At 54.7% G+C, this 14,402-nt stretch carries 14 protein-coding genes and 1 tRNA gene; 10 read left to right on the top strand and 5 right to left on the bottom strand.

The genetic code is table 11. The annotated features are described in order from the left end of the window. The first annotated feature begins 161 nt into the window (after positions 1-161). From D7D26_RS10825 to D7D26_RS10800, 7 genes are all read left to right on the top strand, one after another. Entirely contained in the window at positions 162-1,169 is a 1,008-nt protein-coding gene (locus tag D7D26_RS10825) for a TRAP transporter substrate-binding protein (protein ID WP_120373044.1), read from the top strand. Positions 1,170-1,288: 119 nt separating this feature from the next. Further along, positions 1,289-1,792 (top strand): TRAP transporter small permease, encoded by a 504-nt coding sequence (locus D7D26_RS10820; protein ID WP_120373043.1) that lies wholly within the window; start codon positions 1,289-1,291, stop codon positions 1,790-1,792. Between the two features lie 2 nt (positions 1,793-1,794). Beyond that, the gene (locus tag D7D26_RS10815) at positions 1,795-3,099 is read left to right on the top strand and encodes a TRAP transporter large permease (RefSeq protein ID WP_120373042.1); all 1,305 of its coding nucleotides are present in this window, start codon (positions 1,795-1,797) and stop codon (positions 3,097-3,099) included. Between the two features lie 27 nt (positions 3,100-3,126). After that, positions 3,127-3,870, top strand: a complete 744-nt coding sequence (locus D7D26_RS10810) for a metal-dependent hydrolase (protein ID WP_120373041.1) — start codon at positions 3,127-3,129, stop codon at positions 3,868-3,870. Positions 3,871-3,909: 39 nt separating this feature from the next. Continuing rightward, the gene (locus D7D26_RS12180; protein WP_147413068.1) at positions 3,910-4,971 is read left to right on the top strand and encodes an esterase; all 1,062 of its coding nucleotides are present in this window, start codon (positions 3,910-3,912) and stop codon (positions 4,969-4,971) included. An 18-nt stretch (positions 4,972-4,989) separates the two neighbouring features. Further along, positions 4,990-5,781 carry an IclR family transcriptional regulator gene (locus tag D7D26_RS10805; RefSeq protein WP_120373040.1) on the top strand — a complete coding sequence of 264 codons (792 nt, stop codon included), beginning with the start codon at positions 4,990-4,992 and terminating at the stop codon, positions 5,779-5,781. Between the two features lie 47 nt (positions 5,782-5,828). Further along, positions 5,829-6,725 (top strand): isocitrate lyase/PEP mutase family protein, encoded by an 897-nt coding sequence (locus D7D26_RS10800; protein ID WP_120373039.1) that lies wholly within the window; start codon positions 5,829-5,831, stop codon positions 6,723-6,725. 162 nt (positions 6,726-6,887) lie between these two features. Here D7D26_RS10800 and D7D26_RS10795 read toward each other — a convergent pair. The 4 genes from D7D26_RS10795 to D7D26_RS12360 all read right to left on the bottom strand — a co-directional run bounded on the left by D7D26_RS10795 (position 6,888) and on the right by D7D26_RS12360 (position 9,116). Further along, positions 6,888-6,973 (bottom strand) — tRNA-Ser (locus D7D26_RS10795). A 65-nt stretch (positions 6,974-7,038) separates the two neighbouring features. Further along, positions 7,039-7,617: a LysE family transporter gene (locus D7D26_RS10790; protein WP_120373038.1), complete on the bottom strand. Its 579-nt coding sequence runs from the start codon at positions 7,615-7,617 to the stop codon at positions 7,039-7,041. An 89-nt stretch (positions 7,618-7,706) separates the two neighbouring features. Then, the gene (locus D7D26_RS10785; RefSeq protein WP_120373037.1) at positions 7,707-8,951 is read right to left on the bottom strand and encodes an OmpP1/FadL family transporter; all 1,245 of its coding nucleotides are present in this window, start codon (positions 8,949-8,951) and stop codon (positions 7,707-7,709) included. A gap of 24 nt (positions 8,952-8,975) precedes the next feature. Then, positions 8,976-9,116: a hypothetical protein gene (locus D7D26_RS12360; protein WP_158606347.1), complete on the bottom strand. Its 141-nt coding sequence runs from the start codon at positions 9,114-9,116 to the stop codon at positions 8,976-8,978. A gap of 178 nt (positions 9,117-9,294) precedes the next feature. On the opposite strand from D7D26_RS12360, the gene D7D26_RS12785 reads away from it, so the two are divergent. After that, positions 9,295-9,423 carry a hypothetical protein gene (locus D7D26_RS12785; protein WP_255415987.1) on the top strand — a complete coding sequence of 43 codons (129 nt, stop codon included), beginning with the start codon at positions 9,295-9,297 and terminating at the stop codon, positions 9,421-9,423. A gap of 86 nt (positions 9,424-9,509) precedes the next feature. Here D7D26_RS12785 and D7D26_RS10775 read toward each other — a convergent pair whose 3' ends face one another. Further along, on the bottom strand, positions 9,510-11,438 hold the full coding sequence (locus D7D26_RS10775; RefSeq protein WP_120373036.1) for an ankyrin repeat domain-containing protein: 1,929 nt from the start codon (positions 11,436-11,438) through the stop codon (positions 9,510-9,512). A gap of 200 nt (positions 11,439-11,638) precedes the next feature. On the opposite strand from D7D26_RS10775, the gene D7D26_RS10770 reads away from it, so the two are divergent. Together D7D26_RS10770 and D7D26_RS10765 are read left to right on the top strand one after the other, a co-directional pair. Beyond that, positions 11,639-12,844, top strand: coding sequence for a glycerate kinase family protein (locus D7D26_RS10770; protein ID WP_078016857.1), 1,206 nt, complete (start codon positions 11,639-11,641; stop codon positions 12,842-12,844). Between the two features lie 101 nt (positions 12,845-12,945). Next, on the top strand, positions 12,946-14,139 hold the full coding sequence (locus D7D26_RS10765; RefSeq protein ID WP_120373035.1) for a pyridoxal phosphate-dependent aminotransferase: 1,194 nt from the start codon (positions 12,946-12,948) through the stop codon (positions 14,137-14,139). Positions 14,140-14,402 lie beyond the last annotated feature (263 nt).

Below are 14,402 nucleotides of genomic sequence, written 5' to 3'. Positions count from 1 at the left end.
TGATCCTGCGGTTATCGTATTTTGCCGGGCGTCCACGTTGACCTGATTTCGGGTGTTCGGGCGGCAGCATTCTCTTGATTCGATTCCACTCGCTGGAGGTCAGTTCATATCTTCTCTCTTCCATGAGAAAAGTTTAAGCGATTGGATCGATTTAGGCAACTTTGACGTTTTTTAAACAAGCCCTAATGCGGAAACTGTTGGTAATTGGTTGTTCTTTACTGGTGCTTGGAAGCAGCGTTCCTTGCGAAGCTACAACGTGGAAGTTCTATCTTTTTACAGCACCAGTGAATCCTGGTACTCAAGCGTTTCAGCAATTTGCTAAAGAGGTATTTGAAGAAACAAAGGGCGAACTGAAAATCGATGTTTATCCGGCGCAGGAACTACCTTATCCTACAACAGAAATGCCTATGACTGTCCGCAAAAATCATGTTCAAATGGCCGATGCTTATGGTGGACTTGTTTCCGGTCAGCTGCCTATTGCAGGGCTTTTTGATTTGCCATTCCTTGTGAGGGATCTTGATGAATTGAAACTCACAATGGAAATGATCAAACCTAAATTGGAAAGCGATCTTAAAAAATTCAGAGCCAAACTTCTTTTCTATTATACTTGGCCGCTTCAGAATATATGGACCAGTGTGCCGGTAGATTTTCTTGATACGTTGAAAGGATTGAAAATTAGAACTAATAACCTGCCCCAACTGAACTTTATCAATCAGCTTGGCGGTGCAGCGGTGACTATGTCTCCGACAGAGGTAGCACCTGCAGCGCAGCGTCATGTAGTTGACGGTGCAATTACCGCAGCTTTTGCAATGTATGGCGTTAAATGGAATGAATTTCTCAGATACGGATATATTCTGAATATGCACCTTGCGCCAAGCTTTATTATTGTCAATGAGAATGCGTATAAGGCGCTGTCAGAGGATATCCGCAGAGTCCTCGACGAGAAAGCTGCAAAGTATCAACAGATTATGATCGATACATTTATTACTGAAGATAGTTCGGCAATAGAAAGTCTAAGAGCTGATGGAGTCAAAATGACTTATGTGACTGACGAAGATGTGAAGAAAGCCGAAAATATTGCGCATCAATGTTGGGATGAATGGACAAGTAAGCAGAAAAAGGATATCCAAGACCTTATGATTCAAGTTCGCAAAGGGCTTAACAAGTAAAAAACTTTTTGTGAAGAGGGGATGACAGACATATTCTAATTGCATCAGAGAAGATGCGCTGGGTGTCCTATGCCATCCTTAATGAAGATTCTAATACCTGATGTAGGAGGAAAAGAATTATGATCAGGGCTTTTGACAAACTTGCTGCCTTTACAACAAGAATAGGGAAATATCTTGCTATGGCGGCTATTCTGGCTATGTTTTTACTATTAGCCAGCGAAATCATCGGGCGTAGTTGTTTTCATACATCGCTTAAAGTTGCTGACGAATTTGCGGCCTACATGATGGTAGCTGTTACATTCTGCGGTATGGCATATTCATTGAGAGAAGGCGCAATGTTGAAATTCGATATGGTCGTTAATCATTTGTCTCAAACTATCCGTGTCATGCTTGAAATCCTTAGTCTTATTCTTGCGTTGACATATTTTGTACTGCTTGTCTATGAATCAGGCGGAGCCGTTTATGAGGCGTGGGATATGGAGTTTACTTCTGTCCAGGCATCGGGGATACTGCTGTGGGTCCCTTACAGTATTCTCCCCATTGGCGTTGCTATTTTTCTAATTGAACTGATTGCGGCAATATTCAGATCATGCGCCACTTTTAGAAGCAGGGGAGGAATCTAATTATGGAATGGCAGTCATATCTTCTGCTTTATTCTGTTATTCTTGCAGTTCTTCTTATCTGTGGTGTATGGATCGGAATTGCCCTTGCAGTGACTGGTGTTGTCGGTATCTTGATGGTTAGTGGCATTGCCGGACTCGATAGTCTGTCAACAATTTGCTGGAGCGCTTCATGCAGCTTTACACTGACGGCTATCCCTTTGTTTGTTCTGATGGCTGAGATTATTCTCCGAAGCGGCTTGAGCGATGACTTTTATAAAGGAATTTCAATTATGCTGTGCCGCATCCCTGGCGGACTGATCCATACGAATATCATCGGTTGTGGAATTTTCAGCGCTATTTCTGGATCTTCTGTAGCAACCGCAGCAGCTATTGGTACGGCCGCTATTCCTGAACTTAGGAAACGCCATTACAGCGATGAACTCTCGCTTGGCTCTCTGGCTGCTGGCGGCACGTTGGGTATTCTGATTCCTCCGAGCATTACGATGATTATTTACGGTGACATGCTCCAGGTTTCTGTGGCCAAGCTATTCACTGCAGGTATTGTTCCTGGCATTATCTTTGTTGTGCTGTTCATGGTCTATATCGGCATCAGAGTGCTGTTTAACCCTTCTCTTGTTCCTCAGCATGAGCATGTTGACATATCTCTGAAAGAGCGGATTGTAGCGGTGATGAAATCTGTTCCTGTGCTGATGCTTCTCGTGCTTATCCTCGGCGGTATTTATACTGGCATCTGCACTCCGACCGAGGCCGCGGCGCTGGGTGTCCTGGGGGCACTTGCTATCTGTATTTCCATGGGCAAATTTTCATGCAGAAAGCTTTATGATGCATTGGCATCAAGTGTCAAATCCACGGTTATGATTATGATTATCACTGTGGGTGCACAGGTTCTCTCTTTCGCATTTGTCAACAGCGGTGTTACCCGCGGCGCAGTACAGTGGGTTATTGAACATCAGATGACGCAGACGACATTCATCTGGATCGTTATTGTGCTCTATCTGATCCTAGGCTGTTTTATCGATGGTGTGTCTATCATGATTCTCACACTGCCGCTGCTGTATCCCATTATGCATGAATTGAACATCGACCCTATATGGTTCGGCGTTGTCATGACAATTCTAATCAGCATCGGACAGATCACACCGCCTATGGGCGTCAATATTTTCACAGTTTACAGCATTGCGGATGGTACGGCACTCAATGATGTTATCCGTGCCTGTGTTCCCTACTGGTTTATCATGCTGGGAATGATCATTGTTTACATGAAATTTCCTGTTCTGATCACGTGGCTTCCGAGTCTGATGTATTAATCTTTACGCAAGAAGGTGTGACAAAGCATGGCGGTTAAATTTACTTATTTCGGCGGTATGGCAATTCTGATTGAACGGGAAGACGGATACAAAATCCTTGTTGATCCGTTTATTTCTGCAAACCCCCTCGCCAGAATTGACGTAAAAGAATTGTATGATGTGGATCTTTTGTTGGTCAGCCATGCGGCTTTTGACCACGTGGGAGATACTTATGAAATTTTAAAGAATGGACATGCGCAGTTTTTTGCCGGTTGGGAACTTTGCCAAGTAGCAAAGAATGTACACCATATCGCTTCTGAACGTGTGTATGCAACGATATATGGAGACGAACGCGAATTTGGTCAAATCAAAGTACATACTGTATGGGCTCAGCATCTTTCCGTCTGCCAGAATGGGGAACATCCTGTGACAGGATTCCCTCTGGGATTTATCATCGATATTGAACCAAGCGTTACCTATTACCATACCGGAGACACAAGCCTCTTCTCTGACATGCGCCTGATCGGAGAGATGTATCGGCCTGGCGTCATGGTCGTAGGCATCTCAAAAATCGAGAATCAATATCCTTGTGAAATGCATCCTCGCGAAGCTGCACAGGCTGTTCAATGGGTCAGTCCTGACGTTGCCATTCCGTCACACTATGCCCCTAGCTCTCCTGCGCCTGAAGAGTTCAAAGAATATATGCGTCTTAATAATCCACATGTGAAGATCATGGGCGAATGCAACAGAACGTTTGTGTATACTCCCAGCAACGCAGATTATGCTCGCTAGTCTCTCTTTCCGCAGAAAACGAAAGTACAAAGTATAATGATGGATACAATTACAATAAAGGATAAGGGGAGCTTTTTTATTGGAGGGCACAAGCATATCCTCGGCGGACTCCCTGTTTCCACAGTCCGCTACGCATCTGACGGCGTTGTCTCTAAGATGGATCCTAACGGTGAATACCAGGTAGGGCAGATGTATGTTCAGTACACAAGGTTGGCTGTTCCTAGATGTCCTTATCCGGTTCTTCTGTGTCATGGCGGAGGAATGACAGGTGCCGCGTGGGAGACGACGCCGGATGGACGCCCTGGCTGGGAACTGCTGTTGCTGAGACGGGGTTTTGACGTTTTTGTATCCGATTCTGTTGAACGCGGACGCGCTAGCTGGGCGCGTTATCCTGAAATCAATCCGGGGCCGCCCGTCTTCAAGACTTATAAAAACGTCTGGGAAGGATTCCGCTTCGGTCCCTCATATCCTGAAGTGTACCCGGGACTGCAATTTCCTACAGAATATATGGACACATTTATGAAACAGGAAGTCCCTCGATGGACTACTTCCGGTGGCTGGACACAAATAGCTTTCAATGAATATCTAAGTGCCATGAAAGGGGGATGCATCCTCATTTCTCACAGTGCTGGCTGTCTCTATGCTGAATGTGCGGCAGCCAGATGTCCGGAGAACGTGAAAGCTAGCATATTGCTCGAACCCGCTCATCTGCCGTTCGGCACGGAAGAAAACGTCTCTATACAAAGCAGTATTCCGCATCTTTGTCTATGGGGGGATTATATTGGGACGAAATATCAACCACTGCCCGCATGGACAGAAGAATCCTACTACAAGAGAACGCCAGAATATTTTGAAGCTCTGCAGCAACACGGAGGAGATGCTCAGATAATTGATTTGCCTAAAATAGGGATTCATGGTAACTCTCATATGCTGATGATGGATAGAAACAATGTTGAGGTCCTGAACACTGTCCTTGAGTGGCTCAAATTGAAACTTCATTCAGGGATTTTAAAGAGGTATAATATTCAGGATTTATCAACAGAAATATCATGTGGAGTGTTATTTCCGTTGAGATATTTTCTGTCTTTGTCATCATATTGAGAAGGGAAAGTGCGGATAATGGACGGAGCAAAGGAATCAAAGAGGTATATTGATGTGGTTTTGCGTACATTAGACGTACTTGAACTTTTTCTAACTCATGAGAAGTTGAAGTTGAAAGATATTTACGATCTTACGGGCATGCAGAAAAACCGTATTATCAGAATTTGTGGCACACTGATGTCACGAGGGTTCCTAATCTTTAGCAAAGACGAAATGACGTATTCGTTGGGGCCTCTAGTTTCTTTTTTGGGGCATCGGTTTGATCGAAAAAATTCAAGTTTGGCTGTAATTCAGAACGTGCTCGAACAGTTGTCTCTTGAAACAGGTGAAACTTCACATTTTTGCGTAAGAAGGGGATTTTGTCGTTTCTGTCTGGCTATTGCTGATGGCACAAAGGCGTTGCGCTTTGCCATCGAACCTGGTTCGGTTTCTCCATTGAATGCCAGTGCTAGCGGAAAAGTCTTGCTTGCTTTTCTGCCTGAAGAAGAATATGGAGAAATACTGAAGGATATGCCTTTTGTTGCAGTGACATCCCATAGTATCCTCGACGTGAAAATTTTACGTAAGCAGCTTGATGAGATACGGCGTCAGGGATACGCGGCAAGTTTCCGTGAGAATATTCCCAGTGGGGCAGGACTTGCTGTTCCTGTCTTTAACAAGAACAATCAGATTATTGGTAGTCTTAATCTTGGAGGATTGGCAGAAGATTATGAAAACGGAAAGTATGTACGTTATCTGCCTGCATTGAGAGAAGCCGCATGCCAACTTTCGACACTGTGCGGGGGGTTGCAGATGCAAGATCTGATATAGTCATTCTTATGCACAACTATCTAAAAAACATTGAAGGAGGATATACAATGAAAAAATCTACGAAATTACGGCAGATTCTGAACTTAAGAGAGGCAACTATGGCGCCTGGCGCTCATGATTCCCTTTCTGCTAAACTGATTCAGAAAGCAGGTTTTAAAATCGTTCAGGCCAGTGGCTTTGGGCTGGCAGCAACAATGCTAGGGCTGCCAGATATGGCGTTTCTTTCTTTTGGCGAGATGTTGGAGCTGACCCGCAATATGGCTAATGCGGTAGATATCCCGCTGATGGCCGATGCAGATACAGGTTTTGGCAACGCTATTAACGCTATGTTCGTAACACGCAGATATATTGAGGCAGGATGTGCGGGCATGAATATTGAGGATCAGACTTTTCCTAAGCGTTGTGGACATCTTGAAGGTAAGACTATAATTCCGGTTGAGGAAATGGTGTTGAAGATCAAAGCATGCAAAGAAATACGAGATCAGATGGATCCAGATTTCATCATTAATGCCCGTACCGATGCTATTGCTGTCGAAGGTATTGACAAAGCTATTGAACGTGGTAATGCCTATCTGAATGCCGGTGCAGACATGGTTTTTGTCGAAGCGCCGCGTCATATTGAGGACATAAAGCGTGCTGTTAAGGAAATCCATGGGCTTGTGAGCATTAACTTCTTTGATGCAGTTGTAGGCGGTAAAACGCCTTTGTTGCCAATTGAGGAAATGAAAGAAATTGGCGTAGCCCGTATCAGTATTCCCGTTGGTCCATTGTTTGCTGCCGTTAAAGGCATGAGCGACTATCTTGAAGCAGTAATAAATGGAACATCTGAAGGCAGAAAGGAACTTGTGGTTTCTTTTGATGGCTACAAAAAATTAGTTGGTTTTAACGATTTTAGAGACCTTGAAAAGAGGTATCTCCCTGCTTTTATCGAGAACAATGAATAATACTCATTCTTTGTTAAGAGGATAGACGCTAAACTTTTGATTGAGAATATTTACATAGCGTTAGTATGAAGTGCAGAGAGGCAGAGAAAAAAATCGCGCCCGGTCATCGAAGAGCGTTGGCTCAACGACGACCGGCCGCGATTTTTTGCATGAAATTTCCGGTGGCGGAGGGGAAGAGATTCGAACTCCCGGAGCTTGCGCTCAACAGTTTTCAAGACTGCCGCCTTAGACCGCTCGGCCACCCCTCCGCGAAGTGACAGCGGCATTATAGCACGCGCCCCGGCGATTGGCAAAACGTGGAACGGGCCTGTTTCTACAGATACAGCGACAGCGCGCAGTAGGCGAGGAGCAGGGCCATGACGGCGTTTGCGGCGCGTTCGTGGCGGCGCAGGGCGCGGCTGAACACGGCGCCGAAAGCGGCCCAGCAGTTGACCGAGACGAAGGCCGTGCCCGCCAGTCCGAGTGCGAAAAGGCCCAGCGTCAGTACGGAGCGGGTATAGGGCAGCACAAAAGTCGACATAGTGGTGACGGCAAAAATAATTACTTTGACGTTAACGAGCTGGAGCAGCACGCCCGACAGAAAAGCGTTGTCGGCGGCGGACGTTTCTTCACCGCCGGATCGGCTGGTCAGCGTCTTCCAGGCCATCCAGAGGATGTATGCGACGCCGAGAGCCAGCATGTAAGGCTGAGCGGCGGGGATATAATCCAGCAGCGTGGCGCTGAACAAAGCCGCCAGCAGCTGCACGGTGAAGAAGCCGCAGAAGATCCCCAGGCGGTAGCGCAGCGAGGCGCCGAAGCCGTAGCGGCCGGCGTTGGACATCGAGGAGATGTTGTTCGGCCCGGGCGTGAAGGTGGAGACAAGGACATAACTGAGAAAGGGAAACCAGTTCATGGAGATCGCTCCTTCGGAAAGCGGATAAAGGAAAAGGGCAGAGGCTTTTCAGCTTCCGCCCTTGAATTATATCCGTTTGCAGACGAAAATCACAGATCGATGCGCGCGCCGATCGAAACGATGTGGGCGTCGCAGCCGCGCGTGAAGGCGTCTTCGTGATTTTCGCCGGCGTTGTTGATGCGTTTGTCGCCGACGTCCATGTAGCCGTAGCCGAGCGAATACTCGACGTTTTTGACGCGGCAGCTGGCGCCGACGGTATAGGTGCGGCGCGTGCCGGTGGGCACCATGAAATCGGCGTTGTCGGGATCGCAGGAAGAGCAGTCGTCGTAGACGAAGCCGGCGCGGATCGTCCACTTGTCGTTGATCTTGTGCTCGACGCCGAACTGGTAGCGCCATCCGTTACGCCAGTTTTTTTCTTCATAATAAGGATAGTTCGAGATCCCCCCAAGATAAGGGCGATACGGCGGCGGCACGGCGACGTTGATGGTCAGGTCTTCATAGGAGCTCCACATGGTTTTGACGGCGTTGAACTCGACGCGCGTGCGGTCGCTGAACTTGTAGCCGACGCCGAAAGTATAGCTTTCGGGCAGATGGATCGATCCCTGCCCCCGCGTGGCGATCTGCCCCAGCCTGCTGTACAGGTTCACGTCGCCCTCGACTGTCTGCTTGACTTCGGAACGGTACAGCGCCGCCAGCGAGAGCCGGGGCGTCGCCTGCCAGTTCAGGCCGACGTTCCAGCCGACGCCCCAGCTGTCGCCGTCGAGGTCGATCGGCGTCTCGCCGCCGAGGCGGGTCGACTTGTCAAGCTTCAGCCCGGCGTACATCAGTTCCGCGCCCACGGACATCGACAGGGACGGCGCGAGCTTCCAGGCCACGTTGGGGGCGAAGGAAACCGACAGGAATTCGATGCTGCGGTTGCTGAAACGGCCGTACCAGCCCGGATCGTAGGAGGCTTTCAGCCCGAAACGCGGGTAAACGCCGACGCCGAACCAGGCGTTGGGCTGAATTTTACGCGCGTAAAAGAAGGCGGGCACGTAGGCCGGATTGTTCTTGTTGTGCTGCGTCTTGAAGACGTTATCGCCGCCGTCGAGAAAGTCGGCGGAGCCGCGCGGCGCGATGTAGGTGACGGCGCCGGAAAAGCTGCCCTTCTCGTCGAACTGCGTGATCGCCGCCGGATTGTAAGCGATCAGCGAAGCTTCGTCGCCGAACATCATCGCGCCGGCCATGCCCACGCCGCGGGCGCTCCACTCGTACACCGCAAAACCGTCCGCATAAGCGGGTGCCGCCAAAAGCGCCGCCGAAAGCGCCAGCGCGGCCGTTTTTCTCATACTCATACACTAACTCCTGCCCCTCGTCTCTTATGTCGTGCCCGCCGCGATCGCTTCGTCTCCGTCGGGATCGGCCAGCGAAAGGCCGATCCCGATCGAGGCCGCAACATCCCGGCGATCGTCCCGCGGCCTTTTGCGCGGGTCCTCTCTGGCGGCGTTTTCCCCCTGCACGCTTCAAAGTTGCCGCCGCCCGGTCCGATCGGGGAAACGACCCGTTCGAAAAAAGAAAAGCGGATCCGCTTTTGCACATGCGCATAATTTTATCTTTTCTTATCCTCGGCGACAAGCGCAAAAGAGAGGCATGGGCCCCGGATATCGCGTCGTTTTTTTATGAACTGTATCGCCGTTTATGAGAGGAAAAATCGTACTCGCCAAATTGAAGGCGCTGATCTTCGATCAGTTCCAGTCCGGCTCCTGCGTTTCGGGCGAAAAGGTCGGCCAGGCGTGGAACGCCGGCAAGGGATTCATGAAGAAATAACCGCCCTCCCGAACAACGTCAAGAGCCTGCGCCCGGATCGTCAGCAGCGATCCGGGCGCAGGCTCTTTTTTACTCAGCGCGGAGGGCTATTCCTTCGGCGCGCTTCCTGCGCGCCGAAGCAGGCCAAGGAGGCCGCCCAGAGGTTTTTTCGTTTCTTCGGCGGGGGAAAGCGGGGCATCCTTCGTCGCCTGGCGGCCCGCCTTTTCGGATTCGAGCTGCCGGGTCAGCGCGGCGATTTGGGCTTGGGCGGCGGCAAGCTCTTTGTCGGACTCGGCCGCGGCGGCTTTCGCCGTTTCGTCGGCCTTCGCGGCCGCGGCCTTTTCGGCTTCGATCCGTCCGTTCAGTTCGGCCACGGAGGCTTTTGCCGCTGCGAGCGCCGTAGCGGCTTCGGCCAATTCGGCTTTCGCCGTTTCGTTGGCTTTCGCGGCCGCGTCTTTCGCCGCCCGATGGGCCGCTTTTTCGGATTCGAGCTGCCGGATCAGCGCGGCGATTTGGGCTTGGGCGGCGGCAAGCTCTTTGTCGGACTCGGCCGCGGCGGCTTTCGCGGCTTCGTCGGCCGCAGCCTTTTCAGCTTCGATCCGTCCGTTCAGTTCGGCCACGGAGGCTTTTGCCGCTGCGAGCGCCGTAGCGGCTTCGGCCAATTCGGCTTTCGCCGTTTCGGCGGCCTTCGCGGCCGCGTCTTTCGTCGCCTGGTGGGCCGCCTTTTCGGATTCGAGCTGCCGGTTCAGCGCGGCGATTTGGGCTTGGGCCGTCTCAATTTGTTTGGCCAGTTCGGCCTTCTCGGCCGCGGCGTGTTCGGCGGCGGCTTGGGCTTCCTCTTCGGCCTGGCGGGCGGCGTCCTTCGTCACCTGATGGACAGTCCGTTCTTTCTCGAGCTGTCGGGTCAGCTCGGCGATTTTTTTCTCGGATTCGGCCTTCTGGGCGCCGAGTCTGTTTTCGTAGTCCGCCCGGGCGCGGTGGTTCTCGACCGCGGCTTTCAGTCCGCCCAGCTCGTCGATTTTGACGCCGGCTTCCCCGGCGTATTCGAGGGCGCTGCGGCCGTTTTTGTCGAACAAATCGGCACGCGCGCCGGCGTTCATCAGGGTTTGAACGGCGGCGGGATTCTTCACGGCGTACATCAGGGCCGTGCGCCCTTCCGGATCCTGGGCGTTGACGTCGGCGCCGGCGTCGATCAGGGCGCTCAGCACGTTTTTATCGCGGTTGTCCCGGGCGCCCCACATCAGCGGCGTCAGGCCGTCGACGGCGGCGTTGGGATCGCTGCCGGCCTTTAACGCGGAGCGCAGGCGTTGGGCGCTGCCGAAGCGGCACAGCTGGACGAGGCGCGCAGGCTCAAGGGGTTTCTGACCGGCGGCGTCCTGAAGGCGGGCGGCGATATCGGCATCGCCCTTGAAGCGGCTTGCTTTGAAATAGTCGTTCAGAGCGCGCCCTGGCAGATCTTTCGCCTTGCGGTCGGCGCCCGAATCGAGCAGCGAGATCACGGCCCCGCGGTTGGCGCCGCCGCGCAGGGCCAGCAGCAGCGGCGTGGCGCCGTCGCGGGCGCGGGCGTCGATATCGGCCCCGGCGTCGACGAGGGCGTTCACCATTTCGACGGAGCTGTTCTTGGCCGCCGCAAAGGCGAGCGGCGTCCAGCCGCGGCGGTCTTGGGCCTCGCGGTTGGCGCCGGCCGAAAGCAGGAAACGGATCACGTCGGGGCTGTCGCCGAACTGGGCGGCGTACATCAGCGGGGTCATGCCGTTGCCGTCGGCGACGTTGACCTTGGCGCCGGCGTCGATCAGCAGCCGCAGTTTTTCCACCGAGGCGGCCGCGCCGCGGGCGGAAGCCGCTCCCATCAGAGGCGTCACGCCGCTGGCGGCCTTGACGGGCGACAGCTTTTCATCGCGGAGGGCCAGCGTGATCTCGGCCGGGCTGCCGTCGCGGCACAGATCGACGAATTCTCTCTGGGTCATCGCCGCCGCGCCGCCGGCGGACAGGCAGAGGACAGCCAGCGAAGCGACGAACATTTTTGCTTTGTTCATTTTCCACACACCTCGACTTCATCTGAGGATATTTTTCGCTGAAACAGCGAAAGGAAACGGTGTATCACGAAAATTATACTCTGAATGCGAGTTTTTGTCAGACTTCTGTCCGGAAACGTCTGCGCAAACCTCCCTTTTCGCCGGCAGATACGCTAAAATGAGCGCAGGCTGCTTTTTTTCCCGGCCGGGAGGTGAAATCGATGAGAGTTTTGATCGCCATGGATTCGTTCAAGGGGAATATCAGCGGGCTCGAAGCTTCTGAAGCCGTGGCCCGCGGCGTGCGGCGCGGCTGCCCGTGGGCGGATCTGAAGATCCTGCCCATCGCCGACGGCGGCGAAGGCACCGTCGAAGCTTTCGTGCGCTCGATGCGCGGACGGACGGTACGCGGTCCCTTCACGGGGCCGCTGGGGCAGCCCGTCGAAGCGGGCTGGGGGCTTTTGCCGGACCGCGGCGCGGTCGTGGAGATCGCGGCAGCCTCAGGGCTGCCGCTGATCCCTCTCGGTCAGCGCGATCCGCTCCGCACCACTTCGCTGGGAGCGGGCGAACAGATCCGCGCCGCGCTCGACGCGGGCTGCCGTTTCATCGTTCTGGGGCTGGGCGGCAGCGCCACCAACGACGGTGGCATGGGCATCCTCGCCGCGCTGGGAGCCCGTTTTCTCGACGCCGCCGACGGCGAGCTGACGCCCTGCGGCGGATCGCTGGAAAAGGTCGAGCGCATCGACGTGTCGCGCCTCGACCCGCGTCTTGCGGAGACGGAGCTGCTGCTCGCCTGCGACGTGCAGAACCCGCTCTGCGGCCCCAGCGGCGCCGCGGCGGTCTACGGGCCGCAGAAAGGCGCGACGGCGGAGACCGTGCAGCGCCTCGACGCTGGGCTGCGCCGATTTGCGGCCGCGATCGAACGAGCTTCCGGCCGCAGCGTGCTCGACCTGCCCGGCGGCGGCGCGGCCGGCGGCGCGGGCGCGGGATTGACCGGCCTGCTCGGCGCGAAGCTGGTCAGGGGCGTCGACCTGCTGGCCAAAGTCGTCCGCCTCGACAGCGAGATCAGGCGCGCCGACGTGATCTTCACCGGCGAGGGGCGCATCGACCACCAGACGGCGCAGGGCAAGGTGATTTCCGGCCTGGCGACGCGGGCGCGCGCCGCCGGCGTGCCGCTGGTTGCTCTGGTGGGCTGCGTGCGCGGACACATCGGGCCGCTCATGAGCATGGGGCTGACGGCGGTTTTTCCGATCACGGCGGGGCCATGCACCACTTCGCAGTCGTTCCAGCGTTCGCGCGAAGACCTGGAGCGCACGGCCTCGCAGGTGATCCGCATCGTCCGCGGCGTGCTGCGCCGCCAGTCGGGCCGCCGCCGGCCCAACAGGCCCGCGCCGAAAAACGACGGACGCGGAGACGCGGAACAACGATAAGCAGACGTCCCGTTTCGGCTTTTTCCCTTTTGTTCCTTTCGTCCTTTGGCGGCGAAAAGGTTCTTTCCCCCTTCATTTGATTTGGAAAAGAGATGACCGCAATGATTTCAGAGCGAGCGAAAAATATCGTCCCTTCGGCCACGATCGGGCTTTCGGCCCGCGTGGAAGAGCTGGCCGCGCAGGGCGTGGACGTGATCAAGCTCAACATCGGCGAGCCTGACTTTCCGCCGCCGGAAAACGTCTGCGCCGCCGCCGTCGCGGCCGTGGAAGCGCGCTTTGCGAAGTACACCGCCGTGCCCGGCATCGTCGAGCTGAGACGCGCCATCTGCGCTAAACTGGAACGCGACAACGGCGTGCGATACGCGCCCTCCGAGATCTGCGTCAGCACCGGCGCCAAGCAGGCGCTGCAGAACGCGCTCCTGGCGCTCTGCAATCCCGGCGACGAGGTGATCCTGCCCACGCCCGGCTGGGTCAGCTACAGCGAGATGATCAAGCTGGCCGGCGCGAGGCCGGTCTTTTTGCCCTGCCGTCCCGAAAACGGATTCGCCCTCGAACCCGAAGTCGTGCGCGAGGCGCTGACGCCGCGCACCAAAGCCGTGCTGATCTGCACGCCGCAGAACCCCACCGGCGCCGTTTACGCGGAAGATTCCCTGCGCGATCTGGCGGCGCTGGCGTGCGAGCGAGACTTTTACCTGATCGCCGACGAAATTTATGAAAAGCTGATCTACGACGGCGCGCGGCATTTCTCCGTGGCTTCCGTCTCGGAAGAAGTCCGCCGCCGCACCGTCACGATCAACGGCTTCTCCAAGGCCTTCGCCATGCCCGGCTGGCGCCTCGGCTACTCGGCCGCCGTCGGCGACGTGGCCAAGGCCATCGCCGACATCCAGGGGCACATGACTTCAGCCCCCAACGGCATCGCCCAGAAAGCCGCCCTCGCCGGACTGGCCGGCCCGCAGGACGCGGTCGAAGCGATGCGCGCCGAATACCAGCGCCGCCGCGATTTCGCCTGTGAAGCGCTGCGCGCCATGTCCGGCGTGGAGCTGGTCAAACCGCGCGGCGCCTTCTATCTGTTCCCGAAAGTGACGGCGTTCTACGGCGCGCGCCTCGGGAAATACCGCGTCGATTCTTCGCGGGATCTGGCCGACTACCTGCTCGAAGAAGCGAAAATCGCCGTCGTCTTCGGCGAAGCGTTCTTCGCCCCCGGCTATCTGCGCCTGTCCTACGCCACGTCCATGAGCCAGCTCCAGGAAGCCCTGCGCCGCATGGCCGACGCGCTGGCGCGGCTGCGCCGGTAAAACAAAAGCCGCTGCGGAGGCACGGAGAACTTACCGCCGCTTCGCGGCGCAAATCAAAAGCGTTTTCGGCGTTCCCGCATGAAAAATATTTCCTGAAAACTTATACTACTTCTTTATAGTATAGCCAAACTTCCCGTACCTCAGTTATAATGCACCCGAGGTGATGGAGAATGCCCGTAAAATACGAGATCACATCGGAACAGCAGGCGGAAATCGAAGCAGCGCGGAAAAAGAATCGCAACAAGAAGATCGAAGCCAAACTG

Source organism: Pyramidobacter sp. CG50-2 (assembly GCF_003612005.1).
Taxonomy (GTDB): domain Bacteria; phylum Synergistota; class Synergistia; order Synergistales; family Dethiosulfovibrionaceae; genus Pyramidobacter.
This window is presented reverse-complemented; position numbering and strand designations above follow the sequence as displayed.